The following is a 16,615-nucleotide window of genomic DNA, read 5'->3' on the forward strand; positions in this document are numbered from 1 at the left end:
GGAAAATCGATGGGATAATCTGGACATGCCGTGAGCGACAGCAGCATCCTGCGTGGCTTGTCGGTATTCGCTCCGGTTTAAATCCGTTCACGGACGACGTCTGATGGGTAGCCACCCATGGCAAGGTCGGGGTGACAAGCTTTAGGCCTGTGGCTTATTACCGCCAAAAACAGGACGGTCATCTGAAGCACTCCACCCCGATAGCATGGAACTGTAAGGGATTTTAGACGGAGAGGGCAAACTGACCGTCCTCTTTGCCTATAGAAACCGCCACCGCTCCTCATGGAGGCACTCAGATGGCATGAGCAGCAACTTGATCACCAAGTATAGCGACACTGAAATACGCGGGCTCCTTTACCAGGCGCGCAAAGGCGATGCGACGGCCTTAGCCACCCTTGAGCGACGGGCGCGCGCTGGGCATGTCAATGCCCAGCGTTACCTGGGGGTCTACTGGTTTCGCACGAAAGAGCCGGAACGGGCAGTTGCCTGCTGGTGTGCCGCCTTTCCTCATGGATGTCGCTGGTCACGCTACTACTATGGCAAGGCCCTGTACCTGGGTCGCGGAATCGCCCAAAACCGCTTTTGGGCGTTGCGTCAGTGGCGGCTTTTGAGTGGTCATCCCAGTTCGGTAGGCCGCCTGGCGCGCCATGCCCTTTACCTATATGCCACGGAAATAACGGACTAAGCGCTAAGCGCCGGTATGGATTTATCATTACCGCAACGAGTGGAGCACCGCGTCCTCCCTGGTTTTGCAAAAGCCTGTATGACAATTACTGCCGACACGCAGGATGAGGTGCAGCGGGTTTCGTGGTAGATTTACCAATATGTATTATTTGTGAAACACATTGTACTATTTATGAAACATAATTGTGCGTGTGAAAGGATGCTGTAGAAAGTGCTTACTCATGATGTCCGCTTCTCCAAGGTAGATTGATACCGATGCTACCCTGGTTATTGCGTGCCTGGCTTTTGTTTGTGGTCATTGTGGTGCTGGCTGGAGAAGGCCTGGCTTATGAAACATGGCAGGATGTTTGTCAGGAATACAGCACCAACTTGCGGGTGCTGGCAGCCGCTGTGGCGGATGGCACGCATTTATTTCTCAAGGGGACCCAGTCTTCATTGGCTATGTTGGGTCAGGACACGGGCAAAGGAGCCGATGCCACGCCTCTGGCGATTCACGAAAAATTGCAGGACTACCTGGTCCTCAATCCCGATTTCAACAGTGTCGGTGTGCGTACGGCAGGTGACGGAGTGGTGGCTGCCGGGATGGACAAGGGACTGCTGCGGACCTTGCTTTCTCGCCCGGCATCGCCGGATGTCCGTTTCCGGATTACGGACCAGCAGCGGCAACTGATCCAGCGTTGTAGACAGGCTTCCGGCCTCTGCGTCGGTCCTCCTTTGGCGGTGCGTAATCCGGGACACCCCCAACATCCACACTGGGTGGTCCCGCTTTTCCTGGGGGCACAAGGGATCCCCTACCGACATTCCGTAGTGACCAACATGGTGGCCCTGCTGCCCTTGCAGCACGGCCAATTCCCTTTTTGGCGCAATCTGCCGCTTCCTGCCTTGAGTTCGGTCTTTCTGCTGCGTCGGGATGGCTTTCTGGAAAGCCTCTATCCTCTGCCCACACAAAGCCCCTTTGGTGCACGCCAAAACGGCATTGCCGTCCAGTCTATCCGGGCGCACCCCCAGGCCCGCTCTGCCAGCTTTTATGGCCTGGCTACGGCGTTCAATCAATGGCGTCTCGGGGCCTGGAACCAGGTGCGAGGCTATCCGCTGGTAGCCGGTGTGGGACTGCCACGTTCCTTTCTGCTGGCCACCTGGTGGAATCGGATGACCGGACCTTTCGCGGCCATGCTGGCTCTGCTGCTGCTTTCTACCTTCGGCTATTGGACCTTTCGCCGCGTCGGCGAAGACCGGCAGCGTGAAAGATCGGCCCATGATCTGAGGTTGTGGGAGGCCAAGGAGCGGGCGGAAGTCACCCTCCATTCCATTGGTGACGGGGTGATAACGACCGACACTCAAGGTCGGGTCACAGATATCAACCCCGTTGCTGAATCCATGCTGGGTTCTGCACGCTCAGACCTTCTGGGAAAACCGCTCGAAACGGTTTTCCACATCGCCCATGAGGGGGATCACCTTCCGGTAGAAAACCCCATCCGCAGAGTCTTGCAGGAAGGCCGGATCGTGGGGCTGGCCAACCATACGGTTCTCCTGCGCGCGGATGGTCAGGAGATCGCCATTGAAGATTCTGCGGCACCAATTCACGGACGGGATGGTCAGGTGTTGGGCGCCGTACTGGTCTTTCATGATGTCACGGAACGGCGCCGTTTGACCGAGCACCTGGCTTATCAGGCGCACCACGATGATTTGACCGGCTTGCCCAACCGCAAGTGGTTTCTGGAGCAGCTCCGCCAGGCCACAGAGGCGCAGCCCCTGCCGGGAGATCTCCTCCTGGTTGGCATTCTCGATCTGGATGGATTCAAACAGGTCAATGATCGCTGGGGACACGACCAAGGGGATCAACTGCTTTGTACGGTAGCACAACGGGTCCGTGAAACGCTGCGGCCTGAAGATAGTGTCAGCCGCCTGGGCGGGGATGAGTTTGGACTGCTGCTGCCCCATATGCAGGATCTGGAAGACGCCCAGCATCTCGCCTACCGGCTGATCCATGCGTTGAACCAGCCTATTGAGATGGACACACAGGTGGCGAACGTCTCAGCCAGTATCGGATGGACGATTCTCCCCGGGGATACGGGTGATGCCCCGCAGATATTGCGGCATGCGGATCTCGCGCTTTACGCGGCCAAAGCCCGGGGTCGCAATCAGTATTGTTTTTATGAAAAAAGCCTGGATGTTGAACAAGCACAGCTGATGGAGATGTTGACGATGACCCAGGAAGCGCTTGAAGCCCAGAACTTGGTCATGTACTACCAGCCGGTAGTGACCCGGCCTGCCCCTTCTGCGTCACCGGAGCAGGGCGTGATTGGTTTTGAGGCCCTGATCCGCTTGCAGCATCCCCAACGGGGGCTGCTCACGCCCGCTGTGTTCGCCGAAGCGCTGGACCATCCCCGCCTGGCCCGTCGTATCGGCTGCTTTGTATTGGATGCGGTCCTGTCCCAGGGAGAACAGTGGCACCAGGCCGGGCTTCCCTTACGCCTGTCGCTGAATATCAGCGCCCGGCATCTGCTGGATCCCGAGTTTCTGAATGACTTGCAGTGCGCTCTGGCTGCACATCCCGGGATAGCCCCTGCGTATTGCGAAATTGAAGTCACCGAAAGTGCCCCCATGCTGGATTTTCAGAAGGCTCAGGAAACACTCCAGCACTGTAATGCCCTGGGTCTACGCATCGCCCTGGATGATTTCGGAACCGGGAATGCTTCCTTGAGCTATCTGCAGAAACTGCCTGCCCAGACCATCAAGATTGACCAGAGTTTTGTCCTGGACATGCTCAATGATCCTCGTGACTTTGCCATTGTTGCTGGCGTCGTAAAGACCGCCCGCATGCTGGGTCTGGAGGTCATTGCCGAAGGCGTGGAAACCGTCGGGCATTTACAGTTGCTGGAGGCTCTGGACTGCCCGGCCCTGCAGGGCTATCTGTTTGCCAAACCGATGCCCGCAGAGGCCGTGCCAGCCTGGGTAAAGGCGTTTAACATAATAAATTACATCGGTAATTCTGCTGCACCACGCAATCACCTCATGGGTATCACGGATACAGGGCTGTTGGGCGCGCACCAGATACGCGTACAAGAATCCATTCAGTACCTCCAGGGGAAGGGCTGTCTGCCGGAGCGGATCTTGGGTCGTGATGATGCAGAACATTGTCATCTGGCCCTGTGGTTGAACCAGCTGCCCGACCGCGCCGCTTTGCCGGTCGACGTGGATCAGCTCCATCATCGCCTGCACCAACTGCTAAGAGATCATGTCGGTCCACCGGGCAGTCCGCAAGCGCGGCAATTAGCTCAGGAGCTGCTGGAAACGAATGCCCAGCTGATGGATGTGTTACACCGCTTTCTGGGGCATCCCCATGTTCGGTAGGTGGGCGCTCTTTACCGGGCCTCAAAGGAAACGGTCTGCGTGGAACGATCATGAGGGGTACGCCAGATGAAGATTGCTAGAAAAATCCATTCCCTGCCCAGAGAACGCATCACGCCTTTTCAGAAAAGGGCGCTCACCCTGTTGACCAAGGATTCTGGCCTGTCGGCGGAACGGATACTGGATATCCTCCTCATGGAGGCCCTCCTGGGCTATTGCGTTGATCGCAGCACGGAGGTCTCTGGTGCTCCGGATATGTCGGCAGCGAGAACCCATGACATTACCCGTCCACAGGGTCCTGAGATCAGTGACCGTGCTTAATGCAGTGGATAAAAAATAGCGAGGAGAGATAACTGTGGCAGAAGAAAGTCAGGCAGTACGGGCATTACTGGAATATCTGGAGGCCCAATTGGAAGGTGATGGGCCGCGTATTGAGCAGATCCTTGTTGAGCACCCCGACTTTGAAGCCCTCGCGCAACCCATGATTTCCCGAGTATTGGGTTTACAGGAAAAAACCCATCAACTGGTGGAGCACTTGCGGGCGGTTACCGTCAATGTGGATGGGGCGGCGGCGGATATTGAAACAGCCATGCAGGAAGTGCAACAAAGTTCTGGTCAGGTTAAATCGGCCATTACGGATAATGTGTCTTCGGTGCAGTTGCTGCTCAAAAAGATTCAGGAAATTAGTCGGGTCGTGGGTACTATCAAGGATATTTCCTATAAAACCAATCTGCTCGCCTTGAATGCGGCCATTGAGGCAGCGCGGGCAGGAGAACATGGGCGGGGGTTTGCAGTGGTGGCTGATGAAGTACGCAGCTTGGCAGCCCATGTTCAGGAAGCAACCGTCGAAATCCGGGAGAGCATGGAACAGATTGCGGATTCCGGAAAAGCCATGCAACAGAAAAACAGCGCAGTTCAGGAGCAGACGGCTGGCGTCGATTCTGTCGTGCAGCGCTTATTGGACAAGTCGCATCATTTGCGGAAGATGACCACGCGATTACAGTTTGAAGCGACACAGGAGACGCACCAGCATTTCGTCGAGGTGGCCTTGCGCGAATCCGAAAAGGGCACCCAGGCACTGTCTCCAGATCACCTGCCGCTGCCCATGGATTCTCATGCCTGCCGTCTGGGGAAATGGTACGATGGCACTGGCCGGATGCAGTTTGCTTCCCTTCGTGGTTTTCAGGACTTGGCCGTCCCGCATCAGCAGATTCATCAGTTAGCTGTTCAGCTCCTGCAGGCGGCGCAAGAAGATTCACCAGATTTGTCGGCCTTGCGCGAAGCACTGCAAAAGCAGCACGAAGCATTCCGAAAGGCGTTATCGACGATGCATTCGGATTTGTCCGCTTGAGGCTCTGCAAGTCAGTCTTTTAAATAAAACTCCCCCGGGCGGAGGGTCCGGGAAGATTCCGAACGTTTTTTGAGTTCTTCGGCTTTTTTGCAGAGATACAGTTGCTCCGCCTTGGCGCGTTGCGCCTGGGTCAGGGTCATTTTGACCGCAACCAGGGCCCGAAAACCGCGCCCCGCAGGCCGGTTGTCGACCCGGACGATGGTGGCAATGGTTTCGCAGGTACCACACTCGGGAACATCAAACGAAGCCAATAGGCTTTCTCCGGGCAGGAAGTCCGTTTCTTCGGTCAGAAAACTGAGTCCGGTCGGGCTGAAATCATAAATGCGGGCAATGGCAGTACGGCCATTTTTGCGTCCGAGAACCACGCTGCCTTCGATTCTGACGCGTTTATTATGTCGGGTTTGGCGTTTATGGAGGATTTGGGGCATATCGAAATGCAGATCCCCCTGAAAAATGTACTTGAGTCGCGCAATGAAGGTGTAAATGCGGCTGTCTATCTCCAGAAATATTAGGGTGTTTTGATAATGCTCAGCCGGCAGAAGCGGATTTTTTGGGGAAAACACCAAACCACCCTGATCACAGCCCCGGAAAACGAAGTGCTGCCCATCTTCACTCGCTTCATCAGAAAACAGCATGGCGTCGGCAGCCGTTGTCGTACATAGATGTTCGGGGATATGGTCCTGAATGGGTTCTGCAAATTCTGTCAGAACAGCCTGCTGATATCCGACCATGCTATGCCCTGCACGCATGGGCAGCAGCATCCCTAAGTTGGTATCGTCGACGGAAAGGCTCATGGGTTCGCCAGGCTATGTGAAGTCTGTGGATTCCTCTGCTGGATAATGGTGCCGTATTCTGATGACGGACTGTAACAACGAAGAACATCTGTTGCAAATTTGAAACTATTCAGGTGAAACCATACGGGGGAATGCTGGCTCTGAGTCATTGCTTGTGTCCAAAACAAACGTCGGCGTTAACCCAGCATCTGGGTCATTTCAGCGGCCTCCATGGGTTTGGCAAACAGATACCCCTGGGCATGCTGTACGCCCATGGCATCCAGGATCTCTGCCGTTTGATGGTCCTCAACGCCCTCTGCGACAACGTGAATCGACAAGGTCTTGGCCATGTCTACCATGGCGCGAACCATCTTGTGATGTTTGGGGCTATTGCGCATGGGATCTACCATGCTTTTGTCGAGTTTGATTCCACTGCATTCCAGTTCCACCAGATACTGCAGGGCTGCCGCACCGGTTCCGAAATCATCCAGCGAAAAATGCAGGCCCAGTTCACGACAGGCCCGGATCATGGCTGCTGTGGCTGGAATGTCACGTAAGGCGACTCTCTCGACGATCTCTAACCAGAGGTGATCCTGCTGCAGGGTGGGGTGACGGCGCAAAGTGTCTTTGAGAAAATCCAGTAATGCCTTGTCTTCGAGTTGTGAGGCTGCGAGGTTGATGTGCACATCCAGGCAGTGCCCCTGGCGATGCCATTGCGCGGCCTGAGCGCAGGCCGTCTCGATGATCCAGTGCCCGACCGCCTGCATCAGGGGGAGGGACTCCAGGATTTCCAGAAATTCTCCGGGGCTCAGCAAGCCTCGGGTCGGATGTTGCCAGCGCAACAGCGCTTCAGCTCCGCTGATCTGGCGCGGGGACAGGGTGACAATGGGTTGCCAGTGCAAGCGGAATTCCCCGCGCTCAAGGGCATGCCGTAAATCATGGACGAGCGCTTGCCTTTCGGCCAGGGCCTCGCCAATATCATTATCGTAAAATTGCCATTGATCGCCGCCGGCCTGCTTGGCGGCATACATGGCGAGATCGGCATGATGGACGATTTCTTCGGCGCTCCCATCATCGAAAGGATAGACGCTGACCCCGATGCTCGCGCTGAGCGGCAGAGTGAGTTCCCCCCTATGGACATCCCGGTGTACGGTTTCCACCATTCTTTGGGCGATGGCCTCTGCTTCACTGATGTGGGTCATATCTTGCGCGAGCACCATGAATTCATCGCCCGCATAGCGCAAGACACTGTCTTCGCCGCGCAAGGCGCTGCGTAAATCGTGTGCGACCTGCTGGAGGGTTTCATCGCCGACATGATGCCCGAGGCGATCATTGATGGGTTTGAATCCATCCAGATCCAGAAAGAGCAGGGCAAACAAACACTGGTGGCGTTCCGCGCGGGCCATGGCGGTCGTGATCCGTTCAGTGACCACGCGACGGTTGGGTAAACCGGTCAGCATATCTCGGGTGGCGAGCCCTTCCATGCGTATTTCGAGTTTTTCGCGGTGCAGATTGGCCCCCAGCAGGTCGGTGATGAGGCGCAGGTGATCCCAGCGGTCTTCCGGAATGCGTGTGGGCGGTTGGCTCTGAAACCAGGAGATCGCCAAAACGCCCTGAAGGCCTTCTGGACCGGGAATAGGGATGGCCAGACTCCCCCGCAGACCGGCATCGACAAATTCGGGCATGGCATACATGGATTGGGGATAGTCGGGGACATAAACCGGCTCTCCCCGCTGCAAGGCGGCACCGGATGTGCCCAGATGATCAGGGAATGACCAGCGGGCAAAAGCCTGATAAGCCATCGGCAGGCCATGAAAAAACCGATACTGGAGTTGTTGTCCTTCTGCCGGGCAGAGCAGGCCAGCACCATCGGCCTGGGCCTCCATAATGGCCAGTTTCGCGGCTTCATGGAAAAATGCCTCCAGATCATAGACCCGGGCCAGTTGACGCAGCGCCAGAATGGCATTGTGTAGGCGTTTGCGTTCATAGGCCGTGCTCATCGCATATTGGCAGGCATCCAGCAAACGCAGTAGGGGCGTGATCCCTGCTACCGGGTCGGTCTGTTCCGTCACCGCCACACGAATGGCTTCACGGGTAAGAGATGTGCGCAGAAAAGTGAAAGTAGCCCAGATTTGCGGCAAAGGAATGGCCAGTTCGATATGCCGCTGGGTATCCCAAAAAGCGCCATCATAGGGACCGGCAAACAGCTTCTCCAGCCAGTCTTTTTGCATGGCCCGCAAACGGGCGGCCTGATCTGCGTCGCCGGGCAGGTTTGGGGGTTCGGGTTGGCTTTGTATGTGGTTGTACAGATCTTCGGCCAGTTCCGCCAGACGCGGGCGGAGGGTAGTCCCAAGACGTTTCAGGAGCAGCGTGTCCTGTTCGGAGAATGCGGCTGGTGCGGCACTTTCGGGTCCTGCGGATGTCGTCGTCACCAGATGCGGTCCAGACCTGGATGGCAACCGTGCGCGGATTTGGCTGCGCCATATGGGGGGTTATCCGGTTTCGAGATCATCTTCCCGCCCTTTCTCCAGCAATATACGGAGTTCCGCATCCACCACCAGGGTCTCAATGGTGTCATTCAGAGCGGTCCCAAAGTGGATGTTCAACTGTTGCAAGGCCTGCAGCCTGCAAGGCTTGCCACGCGGCATCGGACACATGCACATTGACCTGATGGTTCCGAGTGGGTGGCGTTTTTTTACGGACGCAGTGGGGCGTTTTATGGGTACTATCGGCATCCATGATCATTTCCTGTCAGGCCAACCGCCCGATCAGTATGTGACTGCATATAACTCCGGTCAAATCTATCTGGAAACAAATTTCTTCTGGTCGTGGAGGCCAAGCCTACCCTACTCATGGCTAACACCGGGGTGGTGCATGGTCAGAGCTTGTGATCGTTCAGCTTTCAGCAAATGCCAAAGTGAATCTCCTCCAAACCGGATGATGTCTAATGGAAAAACTCATTGTTTCTTGATCGAGTCCAAGGAATACCCTGTTGAAATGCTCAACTGTAGGTCATAGGTGTTTCACTACGACCTTTTATTCGTGGGGGATGATCATGACGATTGTTACCAACTTTATTTGCACAAAATTTAGGGGCTTTGATCTTGAGCGGATGAAAAGTTACCAACTTTATTTATTTTTGAAAATCTCAATACGCTAATTTTAGGGGCCTATAACTTGAAAAAGTTACCAACTTTATTTGCATGCTACAGATGTTGTTAAAGGACAAAAAAGTATCATCCTGAACAATAAAGTATCATCCTAGAGTACAGCAAAAACGTGAAAGAAAGTATGTATCGGACAAAGAATCAACGAGTTAAGTTGCTATCAGGATGACACTTTATTGTTCTGCGCCCCCGTCAGTGGCGTGTTTGATAGGCAACTCAGGATGATACTTACCCCACTAGGCCAACCAAACGGCGACCCATAATCAATAAGTTGCATGCCAATCAGGATGATGCTTTTTTGTCACTGAACACTGGGCAAGTAGACAGTTATCTTGCGCCGTGTATAAAATATGATACATTATTGCTGGGGAGGTGTATGAGCGAAAAACCGATTGACTGGCGAGGATCTTCGCTGCGAGACATCAAGGACGACGACATCTTCACCCCTAATGCGCGCAAGGAGGCTGGACACCAGCTTAGTCAGGTGCAGGCAGGACTTGAACCTGATGACTGGAAGCCCTTTGACGTGGTAGGCGCGGGAACCAAAGAAATTCGCATCAATCTCGACGATGGTTGGTTCCGCGTGATGTACGTCGCCAAGTTTCCGGAGGCGGTTTATGTGTTGCACTGCTTCAAGAAGAAGACGAGTTCAACCAGCAAACACGACAAGGACATCACGGCTGCGCGTTACAAGTCTGTTATCCAGGAAAGGAGTAAGCAATGAGCATCGAAACCAAATCCATGCACATCACCCCTGTCGGCGGCAACGTGTTCGCGGACTTGGGATTTGCACCAGAAGAAGCGGCAGCCCTGAAGGCCGAATCACAACGCATCATCTCTGAAAAGCTGGCCATCAAGGATTCACTGATGACAGAGCTGGCAGAATGGATTGAAGCGAAGCAGCTCAAGCAAGCTGAAGCGGCGGAAATCCTGGGCGTGACCCGTCCGCGTGTTTCTGACGTAGTCAACAAGAAGGCCATCAAATTCACCATTGACGCGTTGGTGGATATGCTGGCGAGAGCAGGCAAACACGTCCAGTTGTCTGTTCAGTAACGCTCAGCAATGCCCAACAAGTGATACTCCTTTGAGGCAAAAAATCCCCACGAAACCCGAACCGGTTTGCCGAGCGTGGATTAATTGCTTACTGGTTACAACTTCTGAAACGCTTGCACCCGCTGGATCGGCGTAGTAACGTTTCTACATTCATCCAGCGTGCGGGGGTGTCATCATGACCATTACCACCTTAACCAGTCGCGAGTTCAACCAAAGGGCGAGCGAGGCCAAACGGGCCGCCAACAACGGGCCGGTGTTCATCACGGATCGAGGCCGACCGGCCCATGTGCTGATGAGCTTTGAGGATTATCAGCGGCTCACGCAGCAGCGCCGCAACATTGCCGATGCACTCGCTATGCCGGGTATTGCTGACATCGAGTTTGATCCGCCGCGCGTGGCTATTGAAAGGCGTCCGGCTGATTTTTCATGATGTTGCTTCTCGATACCAACGTGGTTTCTGAATTGCGCAAGGTGCGGTTTGGTAAGGCCGATATGAACGTGACGGCATGGGCGGAAAGTGTGGATGCCACCGACCTCTTTGTGTCGGCCATCACCATCATGGAACTTGAGCTTGGCGTGCTGTCGATTGAGCGAAAGGACGCTACGCAGGGGGCCTTGTTGCGCACATGGCTGGAGCAGCACGTATTGCCTGAGTTCTCCAGGCGCACGTTGTCAGTCGATACCGCTGTGGCACAACGCTGCGCCAGGCTGCATGTACCCGACAAGCGTGGAGAGCGCGATGCACTCATCGCGGCAACCGCCTTGGTGCATGGCATGACGGTGTTTACGCGCAACGTCGCGGATTTTAAGTCTACGGGTGTGCCCCTCATCAATCCGTGGGATCGGTTGCAGTGATGGTCAGGCCATGGGCGTTCCATCTGCAAAAACGCCTACTAATGCAGTATTGGTGATTCCAGCGCTATATTGCAACGTTTCCAGCTGCTAAATTAGTTGTCCATCTTTGTTGCCCGAGACTCCCCCATGCAAATCGACCGACTGGATCATCTGGTGCTGACCGTGCAGGATATGTCTGCAACCATCGCCTTTTATTCGCAGGTGTTAGGTATGCAGGCCGTCACTTTTGGCGAGGGGCGCAACGCCCTGGTTTTTGGGCAACAGAAAATTAATCTGCATCCGGCAGAATGTCCCATTGCTCCGCATGCGGCTCATCCTGTTCCTGGATCAGCAGATTTGTGCTTCATCGCTCAGGGAGACATTCACGAGTTGCTCGCCCATCTCCGGAACTGTGGTGTTGCCCTTGAAGCGGGTCCCGTGCTCCGCACTGGGGCCGCAGGTCCGATTACTTCGGTCTACTTTCGCGATCCCGATGGGAATCTGCTGGAGGTGTCCATTTATGATTCGGCAATTAAAGGGCCATGACTGATCGGGCGCGTGTCGCACTGGTCACCGGTGCGAGTTCCGGCATTGGTCTCGCCATTGCACAGCGTTTGACTCAGGCCGGATATCGGGTAGCCCTGCATTCCCGCGCTTCCTCAGCTGCAGGCCTTCAAGCAGCAGCGACATAGGCGGGCGCCCATTATTTTCAGGCGGATCTTCTGGACGAGGCCGCACGCCGTGAACTGATCCATCAAGTGGTTGCGCACTATGGTCGGCTGGATGTGTTGGTCAATAATGCGGGTGCGTCCAGCGTGATTCCGCATGATGATTTATGGGCCGCAACCCCGGATATCTGGCATCACCTCTACGAGCTCCATGTGGTCGCACCCTGGCAGCTTATTGCGCTTGGCGAGCCTTACCTGCGCGCTGCATCGACAGATGAACAACCGGCATCCGTGTTAAACATCAGCTCTCATGCCGGGGTGCGGCCCAAGGGTGCCTCTATTCCTTACGCTGCCAGCAAAGCCGAGCTGAATCATGTTACCCGTTTACTGGCAAAAACCCTTGGACCCGGTATTCGGGTAAACGCCATTGCTCCAGGATTGGTGGATACGCCGCCTCTGCATTAGATAGGCTTGGATTTATGCTTCGCGTGAAGGGAGGCTACCATGGCTTATCAAGATACGGTAAGCATGCGGAAGGCGTGATTAGTGAATGGGCTGAGGTGGCAAAGAGTCAAGAGTAGCCTATATACGCAATACGGGATGATAGACATCTGGTGCTAACAGATGCGAAACGAATGACGCTTTTTTACAAGCGATGGCTCGTAAGTCTTATAGTTACTAAACTTTAATATAAAGGAATACTCTGATGCCGAAAACAATTCAAGAAAGCTCTCTTAGTCGTCGTTCATTTTTAATGAAAACTGCAACATTAGTTGGTGCCACGGTCGCGGCGAATACCATTTCCATATCTCAGGCTGCGGCGCAAGAAGGGCCTGAATTATTGAATTCAAGGATGACCCCGGTAGTATCGGGGATAACTTATCAGCATATAGGTCGGTGGGAAGTATCCCGTCTTAATCATATTTTAAGCGTTGAGGCACCAGCTTTCACTGGATTCAAAGTAGACTATAAACCGGCACTGAATGCGGTAGATTTGTTTCGTGTTACTTATCCGTCAGTTATTCCTGAGCGAAATAATCGTCCAACGACAGCCTCCGGCCTGGTCGCAATTCCTGTCAACGCCGAAACAACTCCAAGACTGATCTCATATCAGCATGGAACCGTTTATGGGAGGCAGGAGGTTCCTTCGTTTCCCGATCAGTCACCAGAAACTCAGTTGATGATCGCTGCTTTTGCTGGTCGTGGTGATGTTTTAATAGGTGCAGATTATTTCGGCATGGGACTATCTAAGGAGCCGGAGAGCTACCTGGTTTTGGAAAGCCAGCAACAGGCCTGTGCCGATATGATCCGTGCTGGGCAGGCCGTACTCGCTGATCGTGGCGTTCAGACTAACGATTTATTTTTGAGTGGTTGGTCTGAAGGTGGCTTTGTTACTATGGCTCTACCCGAGTTTTTGCAACGTGAAAACCTAGCGGTAAAAGCGGCAGCCACGGCGTCTGCACCTCTTGATCTCTTTGCCGGAATGAGCGGGTATTTAAATTTTCCACGTCCTAATGATGCTCCCTGGCTTAATTCTATTTTTGTATTGTCAGCATTTGCCTACGAAAGTTATTACGATGTGCCGGGCTTGGCAAGATCTTTCTTTAATCCGAAGTATTACGATCTTTGTAGTGCGCTATATTCTAGGCAGCTAAGTGATCTTAATAAGATACCAACCGATCTACATCGTTTGATCCGCTCAGAATATTTTAATCCCAATTATTTCATGCAGTCGGAGTTCGGTCGTCTTGTCCATAGGAATCAGGTCTATCGGTGGGTGATCGAAACCCCTACGCGCAATTATTATGGTGAGGCAGACGAAGCAATTACTGTCGGTCTGGGAAAATTGGCCATGTCCTATCAAACGGGGATGGGCAATAGAAAAGTCCTGGCAATTTCTGCCGGAAGCGATGCGACGCATCGGGGAACATTCGCCCGTGCAGTTTTAGGATGGAGTAACTGGTTCAAAGAGATGGGGGAATCAGCCTGACTGGCAGCCTGACGGATAGAGCATAAATACCCCGCAAAGTCTGACGCAAGGAAGCAGCGGACTGCACAGCGCACCTCATCATCAAGACATAAAATGAGAGCCTTTCGCAAGGCCAGGCAGCAAAGTTTTTTTAACGGGTATTCATGCCGCGCCGTTCCAAAAAGCCGCGCATGTGGGGCCGTGCTTCCCGGCCTACCAGAGCAGCAATTTCCTGGGTCCAGCGACTGTTTTTTTGCGAAGCATTGCGATTGCGATAGTACTCGGCCATCTGCTGATCGTACTGGCTGATTTCCGCTTCATCACGGGTTTCATCGTAACTATTTTCCTTGAGCACTACGGACAGGGGCAGTCGCGGTTTCAGATCAGGATTCTGGTCGGGATAACCGATGCAGAGTCCAAAAACAGGGTAAACCTGTTCAGGCAAATGCAGCAGATCACTGATTTCCTGCGGATGGTTGCGTACGGCGCCAATGTAGCAAGTGCCCAATCCCATTGATTCAGCCGCTGTTACACAATTTTGGGCGAACAGGCTGACATCAACGGTGGCAATAATGAAGTGCTCGGTCATGCCCGCCACAAATGTTTGATTTTCCCGGCTGCCAATACGGGCTGCACGATGTAAATCTGCGCAAAATACCAGGAAAGCGCCAGCACTGCGGATATATTCCTGGTCGCCAGCCAGATGTGCGATTTTATCCCGCAAATGCGGATCGCTTATCTGAATGACCGTACAGGCCTGGATATGACTGGAACTTGCAGCATGTTGACCACAGCGTACGATATCCTGAACCAGGGTTTGTTCAACGGGTTGCCCGCTAAAGCGCCGTATGGATCGATGTTGCTTTAACACGTTGAGTGTGTCGTTCATATTCAATCTCCAAATGAATGGTGCGAATCAGGATAGGGCGCCTTCATGTTGCAACAACCAGCGTTTGCGATCTATGCCGCCCGCATATCCAGTCAGGGTGCCATTGCTGCCAATGACCCGGTGGCAGGGTACGACAATACCAATGGGATTCTTGCTGTTGGCGTGTCCTACCGCGCGAACAGCCGCAGGATGGTTCATGCCCTGAGCCTGTTCCTTGTAGCTGCGGGTTTCTCCGGCGGGGATGGTGCGTAACCACGCCCAGGCTGCCTGCTGAAAGGGCGTTCCGGCAGATTTTGTAGGAATGACCGTCAGTGCCTGCAAATCTCCCGCCCAGTAAGCCTCCAGACTATGACGTATCAACGTGGGCAGGGGTCCGCTGGTCAGCGTGATCCGGTCCGTGCCGTACAATCGACCGAGATCTGCAAGAATACTGTGCTGCCTGTCCTCCCAGTAATCCAATGCCCGCAAAGTGCCTTGCGGATCAGTTACCAGGAGCATTTCCCCCAAAGGCGTATTGCACCTATGAATAAGCCAGTCCAAGGATTCGTTGAGAGACATACTTTCAGCCTCGCCAGGGCCAGCCACTAATGCCGCAAGCGTTCCAGTAAATCCACCGCCAGGGCAGCTCCGGCCAGATCAATTTCCAGATCACGGGCGAGACGGCGGCTCAGCCTGGCCCGATACAGGTCCAGACTGCGGAAGCGCCAGTGCTGGGGACCGCTGCCTTCGGGATGAATGACGCCATAGTGGACCAGTTGCACGGCTTCGCCTTCAGCACAATGCAGCAAGGTGCAGAAGCGCGACAAATCAAAGCAGAAAGCCCCCTCCTCCAGCAGTTCCGCTTCAATAACCTGAATGGGTGTTGAGACCATCGTGCACTCTCCTCTCTAACGGCGGGGATGATAGCTGGATATTTCTCCTAACTGGGTCCACAAAGCTTTTTCTTCATCGCTGATATTTTTGGGGACGACTATTTGAATAATAGCGTAAAGATCACCCGCTGGTTTGCTGCCGGTTCCTGGCAGTCCTTTTTGGGAGAGACGCAGTTTTTGGCCGCTGCTGCTGCCCGCCGGGATTTTCATCCGGACACTGCCTTCCAGAGTGGGAACCTCAACGCTGGCACCCAGCACTGCTTCCCAGGGGGTGATGTGCAGGTCATGATAAAGGTCGGCCCCCTCTACCCGGAATTTGGAATGGGGCTGAAAATGGACCTGCAGATAAAGATCGCCATTGGGTCCGCCGCCCATGCCCGGTGAGCCTTGTCCTGCCATGCGCAATCGCTGGCCTTCGCGAATGCCCTTGGGGATTTTGACGGTAAGGCGCCGCGCTTCCCGGCGCATCCGGCCATCGGGTCCAAGCGTGGGCATTTCCAGGTTGATGTCGCGTTGCGCTCCTTGAGCGGCATCCTCCAGACTGATCTGGATGCTGGCTTCACTGTCTTCGCCCTGGCTGCGAAATCCTCCGCCGCCGCCATGAAAACCACCAGCGCCGCCATGTTGCTGGCGAAACAGGGATTCAAAAAAGTCGCTGAAGCCGCCATTGCCCCCAAAATCTGCGCCGCCAAATCCACCACCTCCAAAACCGCCAGGCTGCCCACCCCAGCCGGGCGGTGGACGGAAATCCTGCCCGGCGCGCCAGTTGCTGCCCAGTTGGTCATAAGCCGCCCGTTTTTCCGGATCTTTCAAAACCTCATAGGCTTCCTGCAAATCCTTGAAGCGGTCTTCAGCGTTGGCTTCCTTGCTGACGTCAGGGTGATATTTCCGGGCCATTTTGCGATACGCGGCCTTGATGGCATCGGCATCGGCCCCGCGTTCCACCCCGAGAATTTTGTAGTAGTCTTTGTATTCCAATGGTTCCCCCTTATCATGGGTTATAG

Annotated in this window: 17 protein-coding genes and 1 pseudogene; 11 read left to right on the forward strand and 7 right to left on the reverse strand. The window is 54.4% G+C overall.

Annotated features, from left to right (window positions below; all coding sequences use genetic code 11):
* Window positions 1–301 precede the first annotated feature (301 nt).
* The 4 genes from BLW97_RS00305 (at window position 302) to BLW97_RS20555 (ending at window position 5,386) form a co-directional block, all read left to right on the forward strand.
* The gene (locus BLW97_RS00305) at window positions 302–685 is read left to right on the forward strand and encodes an SEL1-like repeat protein (RefSeq protein ID WP_075322000.1); all 384 of its coding nucleotides are present in this window, start codon (window positions 302–304) and stop codon (window positions 683–685) included.
* Between the two features lie 254 nt (window positions 686–939).
* The gene (locus BLW97_RS00310) at window positions 940–4,038 is read left to right on the forward strand and encodes a bifunctional diguanylate cyclase/phosphodiesterase (RefSeq protein ID WP_075322001.1); all 3,099 of its coding nucleotides are present in this window, start codon (window positions 940–942) and stop codon (window positions 4,036–4,038) included.
* A gap of 66 nt (window positions 4,039–4,104) precedes the next feature.
* Window positions 4,105–4,356, forward strand: a complete 252-nt coding sequence (locus tag BLW97_RS00315) for a hypothetical protein (protein ID WP_075322002.1) — start codon at window positions 4,105–4,107, stop codon at window positions 4,354–4,356.
* Window positions 4,357–4,390: 34 nt separating this feature from the next.
* Window positions 4,391–5,386 (forward strand): methyl-accepting chemotaxis protein, encoded by a 996-nt coding sequence (locus BLW97_RS20555; protein ID WP_075322003.1) that lies wholly within the window; start codon window positions 4,391–4,393, stop codon window positions 5,384–5,386.
* Window positions 5,387–5,397: 11 nt separating this feature from the next.
* On the opposite strand, the gene BLW97_RS00325 is transcribed toward BLW97_RS20555, so the two are convergent.
* The 3 genes from BLW97_RS00325 to BLW97_RS19345 all read right to left on the reverse strand — a co-directional run bounded on the left by BLW97_RS00325 (window position 5,398) and on the right by BLW97_RS19345 (window position 8,816).
* Window positions 5,398–6,180, reverse strand: a complete 783-nt coding sequence (locus tag BLW97_RS00325; RefSeq protein WP_075322004.1) for a PilZ domain-containing protein — start codon at window positions 6,178–6,180, stop codon at window positions 5,398–5,400.
* A 176-nt stretch (window positions 6,181–6,356) separates the two neighbouring features.
* On the reverse strand, window positions 6,357–8,591 hold the full coding sequence (locus tag BLW97_RS00330) for an EAL domain-containing protein (protein WP_143214823.1): 2,235 nt from the start codon (window positions 8,589–8,591) through the stop codon (window positions 6,357–6,359).
* A gap of 60 nt (window positions 8,592–8,651) precedes the next feature.
* Entirely contained in the window at window positions 8,652–8,816 is a 165-nt protein-coding gene (locus BLW97_RS19345; RefSeq protein WP_158025098.1) for a hypothetical protein, read from the reverse strand.
* 886 nt (window positions 8,817–9,702) lie between these two features.
* On the opposite strand from BLW97_RS19345, the gene BLW97_RS00340 reads away from it, so the two are divergent.
* The 7 genes and pseudogenes from BLW97_RS00340 (at window position 9,703) to BLW97_RS00370 (ending at window position 13,871) form a co-directional block, all read left to right on the forward strand.
* A complete protein-coding gene (locus BLW97_RS00340; protein WP_031572195.1) occupies window positions 9,703–10,050 on the forward strand; it encodes a type II toxin-antitoxin system RelE/ParE family toxin in 348 nt (115 codons plus the stop codon).
* Window positions 10,047–10,379, forward strand: a complete 333-nt coding sequence (locus tag BLW97_RS00345) for a helix-turn-helix domain-containing protein (protein ID WP_010640808.1) — start codon at window positions 10,047–10,049, stop codon at window positions 10,377–10,379. The genes BLW97_RS00340 and BLW97_RS00345 overlap by 4 nt, the downstream gene beginning before the upstream one ends.
* Window positions 10,380–10,554: 175 nt before the next feature.
* Window positions 10,555–10,809, forward strand: coding sequence for a type II toxin-antitoxin system Phd/YefM family antitoxin (locus BLW97_RS00350; protein ID WP_024894508.1), 255 nt, complete (start codon window positions 10,555–10,557; stop codon window positions 10,807–10,809).
* Window positions 10,806–11,234 carry a type II toxin-antitoxin system VapC family toxin gene (locus BLW97_RS00355; protein WP_207650530.1) on the forward strand — a complete coding sequence of 143 codons (429 nt, stop codon included), beginning with the start codon at window positions 10,806–10,808 and terminating at the stop codon, window positions 11,232–11,234. The genes BLW97_RS00350 and BLW97_RS00355 overlap by 4 nt, the downstream gene beginning before the upstream one ends.
* Before the next feature lie 126 nt (window positions 11,235–11,360).
* Window positions 11,361–11,759: a VOC family protein gene (locus BLW97_RS00360; protein WP_075322005.1), complete on the forward strand. Its 399-nt coding sequence runs from the start codon at window positions 11,361–11,363 to the stop codon at window positions 11,757–11,759.
* Window positions 11,756–12,346, forward strand: a pseudogene (locus tag BLW97_RS00365) (SDR family NAD(P)-dependent oxidoreductase). Before BLW97_RS00360 ends, BLW97_RS00365 begins: the two are co-directional and overlap by 4 nt.
* 241 nt (window positions 12,347–12,587) lie before the next feature.
* Window positions 12,588–13,871 carry an alpha/beta hydrolase gene (locus BLW97_RS00370; RefSeq protein WP_075322006.1) on the forward strand — a complete coding sequence of 428 codons (1,284 nt, stop codon included), beginning with the start codon at window positions 12,588–12,590 and terminating at the stop codon, window positions 13,869–13,871.
* A 130-nt stretch (window positions 13,872–14,001) separates the two neighbouring features.
* Here the strand turns inward: BLW97_RS00370 and nfsA are convergent, their stop codons facing one another.
* The 4 genes from nfsA to BLW97_RS00390 are packed head-to-tail and all read right to left on the reverse strand — an operon-like array spanning window position 14,002 to window position 16,589.
* The gene (nfsA, locus tag BLW97_RS00375) at window positions 14,002–14,739 is read right to left on the reverse strand and encodes an oxygen-insensitive NADPH nitroreductase (protein ID WP_024894513.1); all 738 of its coding nucleotides are present in this window, start codon (window positions 14,737–14,739) and stop codon (window positions 14,002–14,004) included.
* Window positions 14,740–14,766: 27 nt separating this feature from the next.
* On the reverse strand, window positions 14,767–15,297 hold the full coding sequence (locus BLW97_RS00380; protein ID WP_075323518.1) for a methylated-DNA--[protein]-cysteine S-methyltransferase: 531 nt from the start codon (window positions 15,295–15,297) through the stop codon (window positions 14,767–14,769).
* A 26-nt stretch (window positions 15,298–15,323) separates the two neighbouring features.
* Window positions 15,324–15,611, reverse strand: a complete 288-nt coding sequence (locus tag BLW97_RS00385) for a chaperone modulator CbpM (protein WP_010640796.1) — start codon at window positions 15,609–15,611, stop codon at window positions 15,324–15,326.
* A gap of 15 nt (window positions 15,612–15,626) precedes the next feature.
* The gene (locus BLW97_RS00390; RefSeq protein ID WP_075322007.1) at window positions 15,627–16,589 is read right to left on the reverse strand and encodes a DnaJ C-terminal domain-containing protein; all 963 of its coding nucleotides are present in this window, start codon (window positions 16,587–16,589) and stop codon (window positions 15,627–15,629) included.
* Window positions 16,590–16,615: the final 26 nt, after the last annotated feature.

The organism is Acidithiobacillus albertensis, assembly GCF_001931655.1.
In the GTDB taxonomy this organism is placed as follows: Bacteria; Pseudomonadota; Gammaproteobacteria; order Acidithiobacillales; family Acidithiobacillaceae; genus Acidithiobacillus; species Acidithiobacillus thiooxidans.